Genomic DNA, 21,159 nt, shown 5'->3' with positions numbered 1-21,159 from the left:
TGCGAAGTATACCGCTTATCGCTAATATTTCCACAGGGCCAGCAGCACCCAATAAAAAACGGGAGCCACTGGCTCCCGTTATGAGGTCCTAAGCTGTGTCCCTGCTGCTAGGTCCACAGCATAGTGAACTTACAGCTTTTTGGAAATCAAACCACCAAGACCAATAATAACAAGGCCCAGTACCATGATTTCACCTTTTCCGATATCAAAGCCAGCTTTCACACCAGCAATCGCCACAATCGCGATAGCGAATGGGATAACGTACTTCACTAAGTTGTACCATAGACCGAACAATGGGAACTTGAACTCACCATCATTCGTGATTTCTTTTTCAAGCTCGCTACGGCTCAGGCGCCAGCCAGCAAAGATACAGACCAGCATGCCGCCAACGGCCAAGAAGATCTTATCCGTTAGCAGGTCAAAAATATCGAACGCACCGGTCTCGAACAATGTTGGACCTAAGCCACCAAGAGAAAGCGATGCAAAGATACACAACACAGCCATGACAGCACTTGCCGAGAAAACAGCGGTTGAGCGCTTCAAGCCTTTTTCATCAATCAGGTATGACACGACCACTTCAAGCAGTGATACCGACGAGGTCAATGCCGCGACACTCAGGCCAATGAAGAACAGCAGTGCAAGCAGTAGACCCACGATGCCGCCCATTTCAGCAAATAGCTGAGGAACAACCACGAAGATCAAACCAGGGCCCGCTGCCGGCTCCATGCTGAATGCAAACATTGCAGGGAACATCGCCACACCCGCAAGAATTGCAACAGCGGTATCCATTGCCGTTACCATTGCCGTGGTTTGCACCAAGTTCTCTTTCTTCTTCAGGTAGCTACCGTATGTGATCATACAACCCATACCCAAGCTCAGGGAGAAGAAAGCCTGCCCCAGTGCTGCCAGTACAACGGTACTGTCAACTTTAGAAAAATCAGGTTTGAACAGGAACTCAAGACCAGCCGATGCACCAGGAAGACTTAGCCCCTTAACGGCAACCAAGATAAGGATAGCGAACAGTAGAGGCATCAGGATCTTACCTGCTTTCTCAATACCGCCTGAAATCCCTTTGATCACAACCAAGATGTTGAAGATAAGGTACAGCCCCATCCAGAACAGAGGTTGAATTGGGTTAGAGATAAAACTACCAAAGCTATCACCAATCGCTTCTGGTGTGCTCAGTAGACCTGTCGCAATTTTGTAGATGTACGCAATAGCCCAGCCACCGACGACCGGATAAAAGCCCATGATAAGTAGGCCACTCACTACGCCGATCACGCCGACAAACGACCAGCGGCGATCAGTTGATTTAAATGCACCTACAGCGGATAGCCCTGTCTTACGGCCCACGGCAAATTCAGTCAGCATAACGCTGAAACCGATAAAGATAACGAACAATAGGTAAATAGCTACGAAAGCACCACCACCACTTTCACCAGCTGTGTATGGGAACTTCCAGATGTTACCAAGACCTACTGCGGATCCTGCCGCGGCCATAACGAAGCCTAATTTTGACCCCCAGCTATCGCGGGGTTGTGTGGTTGTATTACTAGTAGCCACGTTCTCTCCAAGGTTTTGTTGTGTTTGCTAGAGTTTGCTAGTCATAGGCGTCGAGAATATGTTGTGTAAAGTTGGGTGTAAACTTATGTACACACTTATAAGGTTGTTATTAACGCTCTATATATGGCAAGTAAAACAGGTTGCGATTAGAATGTGAAGCCCGCGCTTCTAAATTTTGATCATTTACTGCTTTTCTACATCATTTCTTCGCGTTTTGCTTATATTTTGCACGAATGACGCGTGCTAATTTCACATTCCTCCTACAATTCAGTGATTTCCTCTTATCAAACTTAGCACATATTTCGCGTAAAATTTCGCTGGTATTCCTCTAGTTTCAATGCAAAATAGAGTAAAACTTCAAACGCATAAAAAAATACGTATGGAACAGTTCTATCAAGTTCTAGCTTGGGCCGGTGTCTTCTTCTATTGGTTGATGATCGCAGCCGTAACCATGCGCATTGTATTCAAGCGCAGGGTGGTCGGTGTCTCCCTCGCTTGGCTCATGATCATCTATATCATTCCAATCGGCGGGGTGATCGCCTACCTCTTGTTCGGTGAGCTCAATTTAGGTAAAAAGCGCGCCCAGCGAGCCAAAGTCATGTTCGAACCTTTCGCTGACTGGTTCCAACGATTAAATGACTGCCCCGGCCACCAGCCAGAACTCATGAGCGAGCATGCCCGTCCTCTTAGCGATCTGTGTGAAAACCGGCTTGGGATTCCAGCCTTGAGTGGTAATAGCCTTTCACTGCAAGACTCTCCGCAAACGATACTGCGCTCCTTGATCGAAGATATTCACCAAGCCGAAGCTTCTATCCATATGGAGTTTTATATCTGGCATCCAGGTGGGTTAGCCGATGAAGTGGCCACAGCGTTGGTTATGGCCGCTAAACGTGGCGTGCAGGTCAGGATATTACTTGATGCCGCTGGCAGCATGCGGTTCTTCCGCTCCCATTGGCCAAAGCTGATGCGTCATTCGGGCATCGAAATTGTCGAAGCATTGGCAGTAACACCATTTAGGATGTTCCTACGCCGAATGGACTTGCGTCAGCACCGCAAGATCGTTGTCATTGATGAGAAGATCGGTTACACCGGGTCAATGAACTTGGTTGACCCGGCCTATTTCAAAACGGATGCCGGCGTCGGTCAGTGGATCGATGTCATGGTAAGAGTTACGGGACCGTCTGTTGCAGTGCTCAACGGTATCCAAGCGTGGGACTGGGAAGTGGAAACGGGTAACCGATTCTTACCACAACTTCCCGAGTGCTCGCTACCCAGTCAGGCAGAAGCCTCGGATATGATTCAGGTGATCCCATCTGGGCCGGGCATGCCTGATGAGATCATCCACCAAGCGCTGCTGCTAAGCATTTACCAAGCCAAAGAAAGTGTGGTGATCACCACGCCATATTTTGTCCCGAGTGAAAACTTGCTGCACGCGATGAAAGGCGCAGCACACCGCGGCGTCACTGTCGATATCATTATCCCGGATAAGAATGACTCAATCATGGTGGAATGGGCCAGCCGCTCCTTTTTCTCAGAACTGCTTGCTGCGGGGGTCCGCATTCACCGCTTCCATGGCGGCTTGCTACATACCAAGTCCGTGGTGATCGACAGTACCCACTGCCTGATTGGTACGGTTAACTTGGATATGCGCAGCCTGTGGCTGAACTTCGAGGTCACATTGGCGGTGGATAATCCCGAGTTCACCAAGCAGCTTAACTGGCTGCAGAAAGAATATATGAGCGATTCAAGCTTGGTCGACAGGTCCAAATGGGAGGAGCGGCATATCAGCAACAAGCTGATTGAACAGTTCTTCTATATGTTCAGCCCGCTGTTATAGATTGATTGTTTTAGGCTCGAACTACGCACAATAAAAAAGGCCATAACGGCCTTTTTTATTTTTGTTATTTACCAATTCGCTTCGCCAGCAAGTCCAGTACCAAGCGGCTGTCAGCATCGCGGATAGTCGGCAGCTGGAATCGCGCCTCGCGGGTATCTTTGATTGATACCGTAGCACTGATCAACGCTTCCTCACCGCCGGCTTCTACCAAGCAGTGACCGAAAGCATCCAGGATACGAGAGCCCCCCCAGAATCGACTGTTGCCTTCCAAGGCACAGCTGTTTGCCATCATCACAGGCACACCATAGGTCATCGAGATAAAGTCGGTATTGGTTTTCCAGCCTTGCGGGTTAGAAAACTCATCAGACACAATATCAGCCGCTGAGTTAACCGGGGCCAGCATCAGTGCCGGTTTATCCAGCATTGCTAGGTGCGGCAAAGCCGGGTTCCATAGATCGGCACAAATTAGCGTGTGCATCGGCCAGCCGGCGATAGCCTCGCAAGGCTCGAGCGCTTGACCTTTGCTATACCACTTGGCTTCTTCCAGCCCACCGTAGTTAGGCAAGTTCATTTTACGATGTACATGCAGTACACGACCGTCTGTCACCATCGCCTGCGCATTGTAAAACTCACCAGCCTGAGCCTCTTCGATAAAACCGGCACTCACGATCATATCTCCGGCAGCATCAGCGAGCTGCTTAAGCAATGGATGATCGGTCCCCATCGCCACACCCAGCGTTTTTTCCCGCAAGCTATACCCGGTTAACGACAGCTCAGGAAACAGCAACACTTCAACACCTAGCTCGCGAGCCTGTTTGATATAGTTCAGGTGTTTTTGCAGATTGGCCTCGACATCGCCCAGTACAGGTGCGATCTGGGCAATACCGACATGTAATACTTCTTTAGTCATGATAAAAACCTTAAAAGGCCAGCGGACGCTGGCCTTTGGATAATTAAGGATGCGAGGTAACTGTATCGAGAATGATCACAGTAGACCGTTTTGCTCCAGGAACTGGCGCGAGACGCGCTCAATCGACAAACCGTCAACATCAACCAACGCATTCAGGCCCGACATCGTGTCATCGTTCATCAGCGCCGACAGCACGTTAAGCTGCGCAGCCAATTCAGGGTTGGCCGCTAGCGTATCTTGACGGACAACTGGCGTCAGGGCGTAGTTAGGAAAATGGTTGCGGTCATCTTTCAGCACATAGAAATCAAATGCCTTCACACGGCCATCGGTGGCAAACACCATTGTGATATCAACCACTTCCTGGGACAGCGCCTGATAAACCAAGCCTGAATTCATCTTGCGCAGGTTTCGACGCGGCATCTCGAATTCATAGGCAGCAAGCAATGACTTCAAGCCGTCCGGGCGCGCCGAGAACTCCACATTACTTGCCATCTGCGCATCTTTGCCATCTTCAGACTGCAGCCAGTTCATCATGTCGGTGATCGACTCGATCCCCTTCTCTTTGGCAAAATCCTTGCGCATTGCCAGCGCATAAGTATTGTTTGCCTGTGATGGGTCAAGCCAGATCAGGCCGACTTTTTCATCCAGCGCTTTTACCCGCTGGTAAGTCTCAGCCGGGCTCAACTTCTCGACCACTTTGTTGAACGTCACCAGACCGGTACCGGTATATTCCCAGTACAAATCAACCTGACCGTTCAGCTGCGCGGTACGCAATACCGTTGAGCCCATACCATCACGCTGGTCTACATTATAACCAAGGCCAGCCAGGTATTGTGCCGTCATCGAGGACATGATCAGCTGCTCGGTATAGCCCTTACCGCCAACCACAAGCTTGCCAGCGGCCTGTGCCGAAAAAGCACACGTCATTGCCACGGCAGCCAATAGAGAGATAACGCGTTTCATCTTTGTTTCACTCCGTGTCATTCGTTACGGTTAGGGTTCACACCCTTGCTCACAATCAAGAAGGTTACCATACCCAGTATTACATCCATGATCAGCGCCAACACCGCAGTCGGGATCGCACCCGCCAGCATCATCGGCGTGTCATAGAGATCGATACCGGCAAAGATCAGCTCACCCAGACCAGTACCACCAATCTGGAACGCCAGAGGCACCGTACCGATATTGATAGCAAATGCGGTGCGGATACCCGCCATAATGACGTACATCGCATTAGGCAATTCCACTTTCACCAACTGCTGAGCCGGCGTCAGACCAATACCGGTAGCCGTTTCTTTCAAGTGCGCCGGCACAGAAAGTAAGCCGGTGTAGGTATTGCGCAAAATAGGCAACACGGACGCAAAAGCCAGGGCAAATACTGCCGGCTTATCACCAATACCCAAAAAGCTCATCGACAGCGCCAGTACCGCCAGCGTCGGTACCGTGGTACCGATATTGAAGATCTGCATCACCACGTCAGCCGATTTTCGGCAAGACGGACGGCTAAGAATGATACCGACCGGCACACCCACAAGGATCGCAATTGAACCAGAGATCAGCGTCAGCTTGATATGGTGGCCTGACAGATACAGGATTTCGTCCCAGTAATAGACAAACTGCTCGACAAAGCCAGATGACTGCACCCAGATCCCTAATAGGAATACCGTGACCAGCAACAGTGCGTTGAAGTAAGGGCTTAAGTTAATTGACTTCATCCCTTACCCCTTTTTACGGAAACTGGCTCCCAGGTGGTGTGTAATACCACGCTGTGAAATCTCGCCACATAGCTGGCCCTGCTCATCAACGACAGCCAGCCAGCTAATATCATGGGCAAACATCTTGGAAACAACAGCACGCAAATCCTGTTCTTGCTTCATCAAGATAGGCAAGCCGTCGTAATGGTCGCTACATAACCCGCGCTGGCTCATCGCCACCGGTTTGGTGATCATACCGACAGGCTGCTGCTGGTTGTTCACCATCACAATCATGCCGTGGCCGTAATCATTCATGCGCTGCAGGGCAACCTCCAACGAATCACTCGGCGATACCGTTGGCACCTGACGCTCCATTACGTCACCGGCCGTCGATAGCTGAAGGCGCTTCAACGTGCGGTCGGTTCCGACAAAATCAGCGACAAAGTCGGTCGCAGGATGCGCCAAAAGCTGATCCGGGCTTGAGTACTGCTCAAGCTGGCCATCGCGGAAGATTGCTACTTTGTTAGCCATCTTCACCGCTTCATCAATGTCGTGAGACACAAACATGATGGTTTTCTTCAGCTCTTTGTTCATCTTCAGGAATTCTTCCTGAATCACTTCGCGATTGATTGGGTCGATTGCACCAAAGGGTTCATCCATCAAAAGTACCGGTGCATCGGCCGCCAACGCACGGATCACACCCACACGCTGTTGCTGGCCACCTGAAAGTTCATTCGGGTAGCGCTTCATGAAGGCATTGGGGTCCAGTGCCACCATATCCAGTAGATCTTTCGCTCGCTGGGTACAACGCTTGGCATCCCATCCCATCAGCTTCGGGATCAGGCTAATGTTCTCTTCAATGGTCATGTTCGGGAACAGGCCAATCTGCTGGATAACGTAACCGATGTTACGGCGCAGCGTCACGGTGTCGATACCGGTGGTATCTTCGCCATTGATCAATACACGGCCAGATGTTGGAGTCACCAAGCGGTTAATCATTTTTAGCGTGGTGGTTTTACCACAGCCAGACGGACCCAACAGGACACAGATTTCGCCGGTCGGTACTTCCATGTTGATATGATCGGCCGCTGTCACCACACCCTGTGGTGTTTCAAATACTTTTGTCAGGTTCTCAAGTTGAATCATGAAAACGCCCTCTTAAATTCGTATATCTTTAGCCGTGAACGACGACACCTTTCGGTGTGAATTTCTTCTGGATTTTCGCCAAAACCGTGTCGGCAAAAATAGCCAACAGGCTCACAGCTACCGCACCAACAATCAGTTGGCGTGGGTCAGACTGGCTGATCCCTCGAGCAATGAAGGTTCCCAGACCACCGGCACCAATGTATGTGGCGATTGCCATCACGCCGATATTCATGACAACAGCGGTACGTACACCCGCCATAATCACCGGGATCGCGAGTGGAATTTCCACCAGTCGCAGGCGTTGCATGTTGGTCAGGCCGATGCCCCTTGCCGCTTCGCGCAAGGCTGGGTCAACGTTGTTAATTGCGGTGTAGGTATTACGGATAATGGGTAACTGCGAATACAGCAAAACCGCAATCACTGCAGGCAGATAACCAATACCCTGGCCGATAATCGACAGCACAGGGATCATGATCCCAAACAAGGCAATAGAAGGGATCGTAATGATAATGGACGCAACGTATAGCACCACATTGGCGACACGCTGATTCTGGGTAATTGCGATACCAATAGGTACCCCTGTCATCATGGCAAGACCAACGGCCAGGCTCACTAATGACAGATGCTCTACAGTTCGAGAGACAATGACATCCCAGTTGTCCAGAACGAAATTGAAAATTTCCAATTTGCACTCCTGGATTTACGAGTTGAACACAGATTGTTTAATGATTATTTCCGCTTAGGCGCCGGAAACATTGATACAACCACAAGGTTGTCAAAACAGGGGCTCCGCCCTGATAGACATGGTTTTCACCATAAGCATCACTTTTCTGACCACTAGTCATACAAGTGAAAAAGGAAGGGGGATTCTAGTGAGTTACCCTGACTACCTCAAGTTTTTTCAGAAATTATTTTGATCTCACCACTTATCGCCGTGCAAAAAACAAACATAAATTACTTAACATTCTGATTATTAATAAAAACTAAAAATATAAAAATACAATGAACTCGTTGTATTTTGTTGGGGATTCTTTGACTCATATTTAAGATAAGCAACTACAATTATACTCAGGTGACTTGACGCTACAGGGTTTAGCAGTAGCTTGCGGAACCAAGCACCTTGAAATTAACAAAATATATAATTCAGGATGAATGTTGTGGGAGGGCCAATGCCGCGAGCATATTCGAAGCTAATGATGTGTTATCTTCTTTTTTCAATAGGGCTTTTCGCTGCATTCGGAGCATGGAGTAAACCGATCCCACTGGCGATTACGGGTCAAAGCCTATCAGGTGACAAACTGACACTTGAGCTCGCGCGCGACCAACTCGAGCAGCTCCCCCAAACTACACTGTCAACCCATCTGCCTTGGCTTGAGCAGAGTGCCACCTTCGAGGGGGTCCGATTACTCACCCTCATCGAGCATTTGAATTTGTCGACCCGCAAGTTAAAGCTACTTGCCCTCAACGATTATTCCGTCGTTATCAGCCATGACTACATCACACAATACAATCCGTTACTGGCAATAAAAAAAGATGGCCAATATTTAAAAGTGCGCGATTACGGTCCTTATTGGCTCATTATCTCACTCAATGAGCACCCGGCAGCCGAAGAAACCAAGCATCTTGCCAACATGGTTTGGCAACTGACTGTTATTGAAGCCCACTAGTGAGTCGTAATATGGGAAATTGTCGTAGCCGTAAAATCACCTCCCTGCTCACCTACATAACCCCTCTGCTTATTATCAGTATTTTGATTGCGGTGGCAGCCTTAAAACGCAATTCAGACACCATTGCCAACAGTCAGAATGAAGCAGCGTGGTACGTGCTTCAGCTCAACAAGGAATATGCCGAGTTTCATCACCAACTGCATCGTTACGCATCCGGCAACAGTGATCACAATGATATGATGTTGCAATATGAAATCTTGTGGAGCCGATTTACAACCATTCTGACCAACACCCATATCAGCCACCTTTATCACTTTGATGGTGCCTACCACCAAATCAGCAAACAGTTTGCTTATATCCAGTCCATCGAACAACAACTCATTGCCCTAGAACCGGGCGATCCTGAACAAGCATTGATCACGCAAGTAAAAGAACGCTACGAAAACCTGGTGGTTTTCCTCAGCCACAAATTCCGCCTTTCTAGTGGGGATCTGTTGAAACGGGTAGAAGCGACCCAAACAATGAAATTACTTATCTACTTCCTACTATGTGCCATCGTTCTGCTAGGCGGGATTTTATTCTGGGCGCTATGGCGCGAATCAACATCCATGCGCAAGCTGGCGATGAGCGATACCCTAACCGGTATCCACAGCCGGTTGTGGCTCAACAATCACCTTAACGAGTTAGTTGATGCTCAGCAGCCCTTTCGGTTCTACCTTGTTGATTTAGATGGTTTCAAGCAGATCAATGACACCCAAGGGCATCACATAGGTGATCAACTGCTGAAAGTGGTGGCGACAAGGCTGGCGGCACTCAGCGGAGAGCATTACCACGTCGCCCGTATGGGCGGAGATGAGTTTGCGGTTATCGAGTCCCTCTCGGTTCAGCACGAAATCAATATCAGCCAAAAACTCCTCAACAGTTTCCAGCAACCAACAGTGTTGAATGGCAGGACTTTCGCAATTTCCGCCAGCATCGGCAGCAGCGAATTCCCACTCAATGCATCGAGCGTGAGTGAAGTCCTTCAACAGGCTGACTTTGCAATGTACGAGATCAAACAGCAAGGTAAAAATGGGGTACTGCATTTTACTTCCCCCACGATACAGACAACGAAGCCCGGTAGCACTTCTTCCAAAGTAAAACCATTTTCGAGGGGGATCTAAATCACCTCTAAACCTAAGCAATAAAAACAAAAATGCCCACCAATTGGTGGGCGAAAGTATCAATAATGCAGTGGTTGAAAAAGGCTTACATTGCCGCAGCGAAAATAGAAGAAATCTCTTCGTGGCTTGCTTGTTTAGGGTTAGTGAAACCACAAGCATCTTTCAGCGCATTATCTGCCAGCACAGCAATATCTTCTTCTTTGGCACCCAACTGCTGAAGACCCGCAGGAATACCAACATCTTTAGACAGTACCTGAATCGCTTCCAGTGCCGCATCTGCGCCCTGCTCTGCTGTCATACCTTCCACATTTACGCCCATCGCTTTTGCCACATCTTTTAGACGCTCTGGACAAACCTGTGCGTTGTAACGCTGAACATGTGGTAGCAATACGGCATTACATACACCATGTGGTAGATCGTAAAAACCACCTAGCTGGTGCGCCATCGCGTGTACATAGCCTAGCGAGGCGTTGTTGAATGCCATACCTGCCATGAACTGTGCGTACGCCATTTGCTCACGGGCTTCAATGTTCTGGCCATCCTTCACCGCAGTACGTAAATGGGCTTGAACCAATTCGATAGCTTTAATTGCAACAGCATCGGTAATTGGCGTTGCCGCAGTCGACACATAAGCTTCAATCGCATGAGTCAACGCATCCATACCGGTTGCCGCAGTCAAAGATGCCGGTTTAGCCAACATCAGCTCAGGATCGTTAACCGACATCAGTGGTGTGGTGTTTTTATCAACAATAGCCATTTTGATGTGGCGCGCTTCGTCTGTAATGATGCAGAAGCGGGTCATTTCACTTGCCGTACCAGCAGTCGTGTTTATTGCAACCAGCGGCAGCTGAGGTTTCGCTGATTGATCAACACCTTCATAATCGGCAATCTTACCGCCATTGGATGCCACTAATGCAATCCCCTTGGCGCAATCGTGTGGAGAACCGCCACCCAATGAAATGACAAAGTCACATTCACCGTCTTTCAGCAGTGCCAAGCCCGCTTCCACGTTTCCAATCGTTGGGTTTGGTTGTGTACCGTCAAAGACAACAGAATCAACATCACGCTGTGCCAACAACTCCGCTACCTGCTTGACCATACCAATTTGGCTCAGCACTTTATCAGTTACAATCAAGGCTTTTTTAAAGCCATGCGCTTTCACCGCATCAGCGGCTTCAGTCAGGCAGCCCGCGCCCATCAAGTTTACCGCTGGAATAAAAAATGCACTACTCATGATAGATTACCCTTAATTATCAAAAACTAATTACCTTAACCCACTTACAAATAGCATCTTTGTTTATGCTCAAACAGGCTAGACGTAATCCGTCTCACTCTTTGCGAATAAAAACTACCACCTGAAATGCGTGCAACAAATTGATCTTGGACAAGTTATAAATCGCCAGGAAAAATGCATCCTGTGTAGTTTGAACCAGATCACCAAATCAACAGGTTACATATCAACATTGTCCACCGCAGGAAACGCTGATATTCGATTTATCACTAAACATGACGGTAATTTGTGATTTGACACTCATAAAAAAACGCTGGCTTATGCCAGCGTTTATCTGATCCAACACATCGTTAGTTATTGTTTATTGCTTGATCCAAGCGTCTTGCCAAGCAGAACCGAATCCCGGCTCATAGTGATATGGCGAGTCAATATTACACCAACCCCCTTCAGGAAAAGGACGACACTGATAGGTGCTGCCATCACGACCCAGCACCACCGTCTGGCCAGGAACATAGCTACCGATCCCCTCCGGGTAAGCGTAGTCATAATCGCCACCACCTGAGCTATCCTTGATAGTCAGTGACTTGCTCTCAACCACCTTATGTTCACTGCTGTCTTGTTCGGCAGCAGTCACAACCACACTGAACGATCCGGTTTGGGTCGTAAACAGCGACAAGTCAATCTGACCGTTGTCGACAATATCACTGGCCAATGCCAACTGGTGACCAGTACTATCTAGCAGCTTCATATTGATTAAATAGCGGCCTTCAGACCCCACTGTGGCATTGATGTCGGTTTTACCGTCTGCGCCCTGGGTATAAGTGCTTTCTAAACCTTGAACTGTTACCGGGGCAGGTTCAATCACGTCCCCGTCGCGTACATCCAGGGCATAGTTGTATTCCGCGTTGATGACAAAGACTTGGTTGGTATACAAGTCCGATGGCTGATAAATGATGTCGCCTGATGCTTCTTCAATACCTACTTGGGTAACAGTCGCGTATTTCTCGTTGATCAACTGAGCCAGTTCATAGGACCACGTATTGATATTCTCGTTCGCTGCCGTGATAGCCAGTTTCTCGAATACAATCTCCGAACCTTGCTTATTGAAGAGGCGGAACCAAACGCTATCGCCATCTTGGGCTTCAACACCCGGTTTAACGTACTGGCCTTTGGAGGTCCACTCAGGTGGCAACACTTCACCATCAAAGCGAATATCACTGCAGTTATAGAAGCCCTCACCGGCTGGGTCATTGCGCTGCCAGCGAGAGACCAGTGTCGCTTCACCGCTGCGCCCGCTCGGAAGCGTTACATCGATGTAGTAGTATTTGCCGCTGCCTTCTTGTGTCACTTCCACGTTACCCGCAGTATCAATCAACTCCAGATCATCCCACCCCAAACGGCTATGGGCGGCATTGTAGCTAGGCTTGGACAGGTAGAACTGCCAGAAGCTCGGGTTATGCGGTGCCGTTGCACGATAACGCAAGGTAAAGGTTTCACCGGCTTTCATATCCGTACGCTGCCATTGCTGTGACGCAACACTCATCCCGCTCTTACGTGGATCGCCACCGGAGCAGATAGTCCCGTCTGGTACCGCCGCTTTGACCGCATCCATATTGGTGTAGTCCTTGGTCAAAGCCGCAAATTCATTCTTCTGCACCAAAGGATAAGTACCAGATTCCTGGAATGCAGCACGACAAGCTTCATTAGGGATCTGCGAGCCATCCGATGGCCCCCAGTGACCGCCATCTGATTCACAGATCACTTGACGTGCCGCCGGGAAATCGGCCCAGCCGTGAGCACTGGCATATAACGGGGAAAGGGCTGCCATGACCGACATAGCCCCCAAAGAAAGGGGAATTACTTTTTTCATGTTTAGATTCCATTATGATTATTTTGTTTAGCCTTCAGCTGACGATATATAAAGATAAGTCACTTCAAATTTGGTTCAAGTTGAACCGGTATATTGAAATGACTTAGGTATATTTATAGATTGTTTTCAATTGCCAGCAAAAAACAGTAATTAGTAATGGAAGGATGATCTCATTTAATTTCTATTTATTAAGATTAATAAAAATAATTTGCTGTAGTGAAATATTTAATTCATCAAAAATCATTTACCTCACCAATAATAATAGCGGCTTAATTTAAGTGGGTAATATTAGCCAACCATGATGAAAAGCTGAACAAGAACAACAAAAAACAAACAAAGCGACATTACTTTCCAGAACTTGACCGGACTCTTACTCTTCAATGGGCGCTTACTTGCCTGCTTTATTACCTGAGAAGATGGGTGATAGATATCACTCACTATTTCAGATAATGCCTCATAACGCTGGCTGGCTTGAGGGAAACAGCCTTTGCGGAGCACCACATCCAGCCACGAGGGCAAGTCATCACGATAATTCCCCAAGGGAATATATTGAGGCCATTGATTTAGTGACGTTGATGATTTTGATCGCTCTGAGGACTTAGGTGCAAGCGGTGAGAAAAATGTCGTTGGAAATGAATAGGGAAAATAACCAGTCAACATCTCGTAAATAATGATAGATATTGAATACATGTCAGACCTCATAGTTACTTCTTCCCCTAATAAACCTTCTGGTGATAAATATTTAATATCGCCAACAGGGAGGGTTTCTGTTACAAGAGTGTTTAGTTCATCAAAATTTTCTGAATGCACTGAGCCAAAGTCAATAATGATAATTTGATCAAATTGATTAACGATCAAGTTTTCTGGCTTAATATCACGGTGAATAAGTCTGTGACGTTGTAAAACTCGAACGGACTTAATTATTTCCTCCGTCATTACTCGCACTTTTTCCAAGTCAGGAAAAGGGTTATCTTCCATCCATTGACGTAGTGATTTGCCTTCTATCCACTCACAAACATGGTAGAGAAACGATGAATGGCGAGAAAAAGGATAAATCTTCATGATTCTGTGATGGGATACCTGTTCACCGATCCAACCTTCACGGACAAAGCCTTGCAAGTACACGTAATCTTCTGCAAAGTTCATCGAAGGCATCTTCAGCACATAGCGCTTATTATCAAACTCACTGACTGCCAGGTAAATATGGCTGCGCGGCCCACTGTGCAAGACCCGTAAAATTCGGTACTGATCAATCCGATTCCCCTCTACCATCACGGGGGGAATGGCCCGCCTTGTCAGCTCCTCGATATATTCATCCATAGTCAGCGTGGGAAGAGAAGTCACCTCCAGCAGCAAGCCTGATGCATTATCCTGACTTCCAGCTTCTAGCGCGGCATCCACCAACTGCGTTAATTGTTGTTCGGCAGGCAACGCTGATGGCGATAAAGCCGCTGAAGATAAATGGTGTTGGATCTCCGCTTCTCCCAGCCATTCATGAACCCCATCGGTCACCATTAGCAGGCGATCACCTTGTTCTACCCGTAATTGCTGGAAATCCACTTCGATATGGCTGTCCATGCCTAGCGAGCGGGTTAAAAAATATTGCTGGCCATATTGATGACGACGGTGATCTTGAGTGAGCTGGATCAGTGCCTGATCGCGGTATAAATAGACGCGGGTGTCCCCCACATGCATGATATAAGCGGTATTAGATTTAATGATCACCGCACAGAAAGTGGTTACCATGCCATTGTGCTGCAGTTCACTTTGGCTACCTTGGTTAAACAGCCATTGGTTTAAAGCATTAAGCACTTTTCCTGCTGATTGCTTTACCCCCCATGTTTTCGGGGTTGCATAGTACTCTTCGATAAACTGGGTGACGCATAATTGGCTCGCCTTCTGGCCTTGATCGCTACAGCTCACGCCATCGGCAAGGCAGGCGACAATCCCCTTGTGCAAACGCTCATCACGCCGCTTGGGCTGGTAAACCGCAAAGGCATCCTGATTGCTGGATTTACGCCCCGCCACCGAACACCCGCCAATATCCAGTTGCAAGGTATTGGTTTCCTTAACCTGTTGATGATTTTCCCGCTTCAAGTCAGCGGTTACTTTCGGGTGCATTATCTCGCTCATACACATCACCTTTCAAACTACTTAACCGGCTTACTCAACCGTTGCCGAGTAAGCCGGAAAGGCTTATCGATTAGCGACATCAATCATCATGATACTGCCGTCTTCATTCACTTCCGCAATCTGTCCTTTTGGCTCTTCCATCATCAACAAGGTGATAAAGCCGATTACCGCCGTTGCTGCAATCACATAGAAGAAGGTGCTGTAATCAACCACTGATAAAATAGTGAGATAACACACGGCCCCGACATTACCGTAAGCACCGGTCATCCCGGCGATCTGTCCGGTCATCCGGCGCTTGATCAGTGGTACGGTGGCAAAAACAGCCCCTTCACCCGACTGGACGAAGAAAGAGCATGCCATCGCGGCAACCACCGCTAGCCAGACCGGCCAGCTGCTGTCGACCTGCCCCATCAGGAAGTAACCGGCAGCCAATCCGGCAGTCAAGATAAGCAAGGTGGGTTTACGGCCAAACTTGTCAGAGATCCAGCCTCCGCCAGGACGAGACATTAGGTTCATAAAGGCATAGGCAGACGCAACCATCCCTGCCATCACAGGGGTTAACTCAAAGGTTTCCGAGAAAAACAGCGGCAGCATTGAAACGACAGCCAACTCAGAGCCAAAAGTCGCAAAGTACAACACGTTCAACACCGCAACTTGCTTGAACTTGTAGCGATGTACCTCGGGAACCGGTTTTTCAAACACGTTTTTATTGACGCGCCACACCTGTAAGACTTCGTAGCAGTAAATCAAGGCTAAAACGACATAGGTCCCCATGACGGTATCATCACCAAGCATTCCGATCCCCGACGGTGACAGTTTCCAAGCCAACAAGGCCAACGCCCCATACATAGGCAACTTCATGAAGAGCAACAGGAAGAAGTCACCTTTGGACGTCACCTCCATCGCTCCTAACTGCTTCGGCTTAAAATAGGTCGCCCCTTTTGGTGTGTCCGTCACGTTGGCATAAAACACAAAGGAGAAAAGCAGGCTCATCACACCGGTAATAGCCATGGCATAACGCCACCCATCTTCGCCACCGAACATAATAGCGACAGTGGGTAAGGTAAAGGCAGCAGCAGCCGAACCAAAGTTACCCCACCCGCCATAAATGCCCTCGGCCGTGCCCAGTTCATTATGTGGGAACCACTCAGAGACCAAGCGGATCCCGACAACAAACCCAGCACCAATAAACCCGAGCGCAAAACGGGCTATCGCAGCCTGAACAAAACTGTCGGCAAGAGCGAAGACAAAGCAGGGAATAGAGCAAACAGCTAACAGTGCGGAATAGACTAACCGTGGTCCGTATTTATCGGTGAGCATCCCGATAACCACTCTTGCAGGAATGGTAAAAGCCACATTGAGGATCAATAGGGTCTTTATTTCTGCCGTGGTTAATCCTAATGAGCTTTTTACCGATTGAAGTAGCGGAGCGAAGTTGAACCATACGAAGAAGGTAATGAAAAACGCAAACCAGCTAAGGTGGAGAATTTTCATTTTCCCTTTAAACGAAAAGATATTGAACTTGCCTGTTTCTGACATCTTGGTGTTTCCTTTTAATACTGACTTACCAATATCAATGCATTGTTCATACCAATATTATTAATCACAAAATATCAGCAACTTAAAATCAAATAATAATAATTACCAGATATAGAGCACCATAATGTAACAAAGCTTTATTAATAAGCACCACTATGAACCATGACAATATCTAACAGACACTTTATAGCATAACAAACAATTATAATTATCCATTATAAATATAAGGTTATGAGTAATATGTAAAAAAAATCACAACAAGCGCTGCGATTTTTCCATTAACTCTACTTCCTACACATTAAGTTGAATTTCATCCCCTTGGCACCTAACCGCGTACGTTTTCAACTTCATCTCTGGCAGTTCAATACATTGACCCGTTTGCAGATTAAAGTGCTGCTTATACAAGGGAGAGGCGACAACAATGTCATCCCCCTGCGATCCTAAGATCCCCCGTGACAGCACATTGGCCTCGCCAACCGGATCATAATTATCAACCGCATATAATGAATCCGTGCGATGACAGTAAAATATTGCCACTTGTTCATGCCCCCACAAGACACAAATCCCCGCGTTTTTACTTAATGCATCTCGATGGCACACGGTGTACCACTTTACCTGCTTCTGCTCCATGTTCACCCCACCCTCTACTTAGTAATATCAATGACATTGATTTGTTCGCCGACGATGCGTTGGGACAAAATCCCTTGCGGTAAATTGCCCTGCTGCCCCTTTTTATTCTCTGCCCTTTCCTTGCTCGTAAGCGGCCTACGCTGTCCCCGCTCTGACACATAGGCCAGTTGGCTATCTTGCAGCTCGCTATTGATAAAGTGTTTAAAGCGCAGCAGCTTCTCTGGCGAGGCCAAGGTCGTTTTCCATTCACACTGATATTGACCGAGCGTACGGGCCATCTCCTGCTCAAGCTCTTCAGCCAGACCAAGATGATCATCAACCACCACCTTTTTGAGATAATCCAGCCCACCTTCTAAGTTTTCCAACCATACCGATGTTCGCTGCAGGCGATCAGCAGTGCGGATATAGAACATCAGCAACCGGTCGACATAGCTCACCAAGGTATCGGCATCCAAATCCGTCGCGAGCAAATCGGCATGGCGAGGGCGCATTCCCCCATTACCGCAGACATACAGGTTCCAACCATTCTCCGTCGCAATCACGCCGATATCCTTAGACTGGGCTTCGGCGCATTCACGGGTACAGCCTGATACGGCAAACTTGAGCTTGTGAGGCGCGCGCAGCCCTTTGTAGCGATGCTCGAGCTCAATGGCAAAGCCGACACTGTCTGCCACACCGTATCGGCACCAGGTACTGCCGACACAAGATTTGACGGTGCGCACCGACTTGCCATAAGCATGACCGGTCTCAAAGCCGGCATCGATCAACAAACGCCAGATTTCGGGCAATTCATGCAACTGGGCACCAAACAAATCCACCCGTTGGCCACCGGTGATCTTGGTATAGAGGTCGAACTGTTTCGCCACCTGCCCCAGCACAATCAACTTATCCGGTGTGATCTCCCCGCCCGCGATCCTTGGCACCACCGAATAAGTGCCGTCTTTTTGCATGTTGCCAAGGAAGATATCATTGGTATCTTGAAGCTCCAGATGTGCGTCGGCCAACACATAGTCGTTCCAGTACGACGCCAGCATCGAACCCACCGCCGGTTTGCAGATATCACAGCCCAACCCGCTGCCGTATTCTTCGAGCAAAGTACCAAACGTGGTGATCTTTTTTACTCTGACCAGATCTGCCAGCTCCTGACGGGAATAGGCAAAGTGCTCACAAATATGATTGCTTACCTCGACGCCCATTGCAGCCAGCTCGACATCCATCACTTGTTTTGCCAATGCCGAGCAACCGCCACACCCGGTTGAGGCTTTGGTCGCCGTTTTCAGATCAGCCATCGATGAACAACCGTCCGCCACAGCCTGTCTGATTTGCCCTTTGGTCACGTCATAACATGAGCATATCGAGGCGCTATCGGGTAGAGCTTCTACACCCAACCCTGCGCCTTCCCCTTCGAGCTGGGGCAGAATTAATACTGCTGGATTTTCTGGCAGCGGCATATCATTGAGCTTGATCTGGAGCAATGACTGGTAGTTGCTGACATCCCCCACCAGCACGGCCCCCAGTACCTTGTCACCATCGGAAGATAGAATTAAGCGCTTATAGACTTGTTCCAAATCATCGCTGTAGGTGTAGGACAGCGCGCCGGGGGTTGCACCACTGACATCACCAATGCTGGCAACATCAACCCCCAGTAATTTAAGCTTGGTGCTCATATCTGCACCGACAAAAGACAAGCCGGTGTTAGACTGACAAAGATGGCCGGCCAGTACCTTTGCCATTTGGTAGCCCGGAGCCACCAGACCAAAAATCCGCTGTTGCCACAGGGCACATTCACCAATGGCATAGACATCGTCGGCACTGGTCTGGCAATAGTCATCAATCACAATACCGCCCCGCTCTCCGACTTCCAGGCCACACTGACGGGCCAGCGTATCTTGCGGCCGGATCCCTGCCGAGAACACAATCATATCGGTTTCCAGATAGGAGCCATCAGCAAAGTTCATCCGATAACGACAGACTTCGCCAGCGACAATCTCGGTGGTGGCCTTTTCGGTATGTACCGATACACCCAATGATGCTATTTGGCGCGCGAGTAAGTCTCCCCCGCCCTGATCCAGCTGGACCGCCATCAGGCGTGGCGCAAACTCCACCACATGGGTCTCGACTCCCAACTGTTTGAGGGCATTGGCAGCCTCGAGTCCCAGCAAACCGCCCCCGACAACAACACCCACTTGGCTCTGGGCCCCCGACTCGGCAATGGCATCCAAGTCTTCTATGGTGCGGTAAACATGGCAATGCGGTTGGTCGTTACCGGGAATTGGCGGGACAAAAGGGTAAGATCCTGTCGCCAGCACCAATTTGTCATAATGTTCACGCTGCCCACTTTGGGTAACAATGATCTTTGCGACGGTATCTATCTCGCTAACTTGCTCATTAAGCAGGTACTCGACCCCATTATTTTGATAATCCACTTCATTGGCTAACGCCAAATCTTGCGCGCTGTTCCCGCTAAAATAACGACTTAACTGCACTCGGTCATAGGCCAACCTTGGCTCTTCGGAAAAGGTCAGGATGCTGAACTGCTGTTGCTTGTCCTGAGCCAACATATCTTCAATGAACTTGTGCCCGACCATACCGTTGCCGACCACAATGATTTTTGTCTTATCCATTTTTGCTCTCCCCTGAGCGACTGACTTCATTACTTACTCTCTTTCGCTCTTACGCCGACAGCTGGAGCTGTTGTTCGGCAGCCTGGCTAACCCACTGCAGTTGTTCTGATAGGGCTACCACCTTACCGACAACAATCAAAGCCGGTGAAACCACCTGATGACGCTGCACCAGTTCTGGTAAATGCTGCAATAATCCGGTCACTGTCCGTTGCTCGGGGCAACACCCTTTCTCGATCAAGGCCACGGGGGTGCTTGGCTCTGCGCCACCGGCAAGTAGCTTGTCCCGGATCATGGCTGACTTACTGACCCCCATATAAAACACCAAGGTATGATCAAGCTGCGCCAGCGCATGCCAATTAAGATCCAATGACTGCTCGGCATGCCCAGTGACAAAGGTACAACCTTGTGCATAGCCCCTGTGCGTCAGCGGGATACCGGCATAGCTGGTGCATCCGGCGGCCGCCGTGATCCCCGGGACTACCTCGACAGGCACATCTGCGGCTTTCAATGCGAGCATCTCCTCACTACCACGGCCAAAGACAAAGGCATCCCCTCCTTTGAGCCGGCAAACCGTCTTGCCCTGCCATGCCAATTTGACCAACAGCCCATTTATCGACTCCTGACTGGCGCAGTGCTCCCCCTTCGCCTTGCCGACATACAAAGCTTGGGTGCCCGCAGGAAAACGTGCCCGTATCTCTTGGCTCACGAGGCGGTCATAGACAATGACATCCGCCAGCTCAATACTTTCTATCGCCTTCAGCGTCAGCAACATAGGATCGCCCGGCCCGGCCCCGACCAAGTCCACTTTCCCGACCCTACGCCCGGTTAAAGGCGATGCTCCTATTTGGACACTCTCTGCTGGGTAGATCCCAGCACGTTCTCTGATCGTTGGCATACATCTCCTACCCGTTCATATCCGTTGAAACTGTTACCAAGGTAGTGAGCAAAGACGATGCCAGCTCAAAAAAAAATAACCGACCAGGTCCAAAAAAAGATTTCAAATCATTGTTATTAATACCTTTAATCCAGTTTCTTCAAACATACCGCGATGACAATAGCCGCCTTTTTCCTCCAATCACTGCCCAGTCCCCGTGCAACGAAAGCCCTTTTTTGCACCAAAACAGCCACTCAGAAAGTACTTTATACAAGTCG

Annotated in this window: 16 protein-coding genes; 3 read left to right on the top strand and 13 right to left on the bottom strand. The window is 48.9% G+C overall.

The window, feature by feature from the left end; translation table 11 throughout:
- Nucleotides 1-129: 129 nt before the first annotated feature.
- Nucleotides 130-1,563 (bottom strand): sodium-dependent transporter, encoded by a 1,434-nt coding sequence (locus tag C9I99_RS13795; protein WP_107349467.1) that lies wholly within the window; start codon nucleotides 1,561-1,563, stop codon nucleotides 130-132.
- 379 nt (nucleotides 1,564-1,942) lie between these two features.
- Here C9I99_RS13795 and cls point away from each other — a divergent pair, with 379 nt between their 5' ends.
- Nucleotides 1,943-3,400, top strand: a complete 1,458-nt coding sequence (gene cls / locus C9I99_RS13790; protein WP_107349466.1) for a cardiolipin synthase — start codon at nucleotides 1,943-1,945, stop codon at nucleotides 3,398-3,400.
- A gap of 64 nt (nucleotides 3,401-3,464) precedes the next feature.
- Here the strand turns inward: cls and C9I99_RS13785 are convergent, their stop codons facing one another.
- The 5 genes from C9I99_RS13785 to C9I99_RS13765 form a co-directional block, all read right to left on the bottom strand.
- Nucleotides 3,465-4,310, bottom strand: a complete 846-nt coding sequence (locus tag C9I99_RS13785; protein WP_107349465.1) for a nitrilase-related carbon-nitrogen hydrolase — start codon at nucleotides 4,308-4,310, stop codon at nucleotides 3,465-3,467.
- Nucleotides 4,311-4,385: 75 nt separating this feature from the next.
- On the bottom strand, nucleotides 4,386-5,273 hold the full coding sequence (locus tag C9I99_RS13780) for a glycine betaine ABC transporter substrate-binding protein (RefSeq protein WP_107349464.1): 888 nt from the start codon (nucleotides 5,271-5,273) through the stop codon (nucleotides 4,386-4,388).
- A gap of 17 nt (nucleotides 5,274-5,290) precedes the next feature.
- Nucleotides 5,291-6,025 carry an ABC transporter permease gene (locus C9I99_RS13775; RefSeq protein ID WP_107349463.1) on the bottom strand — a complete coding sequence of 245 codons (735 nt, stop codon included), beginning with the start codon at nucleotides 6,023-6,025 and terminating at the stop codon, nucleotides 5,291-5,293.
- 3 nt (nucleotides 6,026-6,028) lie between these two features.
- Nucleotides 6,029-7,150: an ABC transporter ATP-binding protein gene (locus C9I99_RS13770; RefSeq protein ID WP_107349462.1), complete on the bottom strand. Its 1,122-nt coding sequence runs from the start codon at nucleotides 7,148-7,150 to the stop codon at nucleotides 6,029-6,031.
- Nucleotides 7,151-7,178: 28 nt separating this feature from the next.
- Entirely contained in the window at nucleotides 7,179-7,835 is a 657-nt protein-coding gene (locus tag C9I99_RS13765) for an ABC transporter permease (RefSeq protein WP_039458410.1), read from the bottom strand.
- Between the two features lie 484 nt (nucleotides 7,836-8,319).
- On the opposite strand from C9I99_RS13765, the gene C9I99_RS13760 reads away from it, so the two are divergent.
- Nucleotides 8,320-8,817, top strand: coding sequence for a putative pterin-binding protein (locus tag C9I99_RS13760; RefSeq protein ID WP_107349461.1), 498 nt, complete (start codon nucleotides 8,320-8,322; stop codon nucleotides 8,815-8,817).
- Nucleotides 8,818-8,828: 11 nt separating this feature from the next.
- On the top strand, nucleotides 8,829-9,980 hold the full coding sequence (locus C9I99_RS13755) for a GGDEF domain-containing protein (protein WP_107349460.1): 1,152 nt from the start codon (nucleotides 8,829-8,831) through the stop codon (nucleotides 9,978-9,980).
- A gap of 85 nt (nucleotides 9,981-10,065) precedes the next feature.
- Here C9I99_RS13755 and yiaY read toward each other — a convergent pair whose 3' ends face one another.
- The 7 genes from yiaY to cobA form a co-directional block, all read right to left on the bottom strand.
- Complete coding sequence (gene yiaY, locus C9I99_RS13750; protein ID WP_107349459.1) at nucleotides 10,066-11,214, bottom strand: L-threonine dehydrogenase; 1,149 nt, start codon at nucleotides 11,212-11,214, stop codon at nucleotides 10,066-10,068.
- Nucleotides 11,215-11,572: 358 nt separating this feature from the next.
- The gene (locus C9I99_RS13745) at nucleotides 11,573-13,081 is read right to left on the bottom strand and encodes a lytic polysaccharide monooxygenase (RefSeq protein WP_107349458.1); all 1,509 of its coding nucleotides are present in this window, start codon (nucleotides 13,079-13,081) and stop codon (nucleotides 11,573-11,575) included.
- Between the two features lie 288 nt (nucleotides 13,082-13,369).
- Entirely contained in the window at nucleotides 13,370-15,214 is a 1,845-nt protein-coding gene (locus C9I99_RS13740) for a bifunctional protein-serine/threonine kinase/phosphatase (RefSeq protein ID WP_243734521.1), read from the bottom strand.
- Between the two features lie 63 nt (nucleotides 15,215-15,277).
- Nucleotides 15,278-16,753 carry a NarK family nitrate/nitrite MFS transporter gene (locus C9I99_RS13735; RefSeq protein WP_107349457.1) on the bottom strand — a complete coding sequence of 492 codons (1,476 nt, stop codon included), beginning with the start codon at nucleotides 16,751-16,753 and terminating at the stop codon, nucleotides 15,278-15,280.
- Between the two features lie 291 nt (nucleotides 16,754-17,044).
- Nucleotides 17,045-17,383 (bottom strand): nitrite reductase small subunit NirD, encoded by a 339-nt coding sequence (gene nirD, locus C9I99_RS13730; RefSeq protein ID WP_107349456.1) that lies wholly within the window; start codon nucleotides 17,381-17,383, stop codon nucleotides 17,045-17,047.
- Between the two features lie 14 nt (nucleotides 17,384-17,397).
- Nucleotides 17,398-20,007: a nitrite reductase large subunit NirB gene (gene nirB / locus C9I99_RS13725; RefSeq protein ID WP_107349455.1), complete on the bottom strand. Its 2,610-nt coding sequence runs from the start codon at nucleotides 20,005-20,007 to the stop codon at nucleotides 17,398-17,400.
- A 49-nt stretch (nucleotides 20,008-20,056) separates the two neighbouring features.
- Nucleotides 20,057-20,902 (bottom strand): uroporphyrinogen-III C-methyltransferase, encoded by an 846-nt coding sequence (cobA, locus tag C9I99_RS13720; protein WP_107349454.1) that lies wholly within the window; start codon nucleotides 20,900-20,902, stop codon nucleotides 20,057-20,059.
- Between the last annotated feature and the right edge of the window lie 257 nt (nucleotides 20,903-21,159).

It is taken from the genome of Photobacterium lutimaris, assembly GCF_003025555.1.
In the GTDB taxonomy this organism is placed as follows: domain Bacteria; phylum Pseudomonadota; class Gammaproteobacteria; order Enterobacterales; family Vibrionaceae; genus Photobacterium; species Photobacterium lutimaris.
This window is presented reverse-complemented; position numbering and strand designations above follow the sequence as displayed.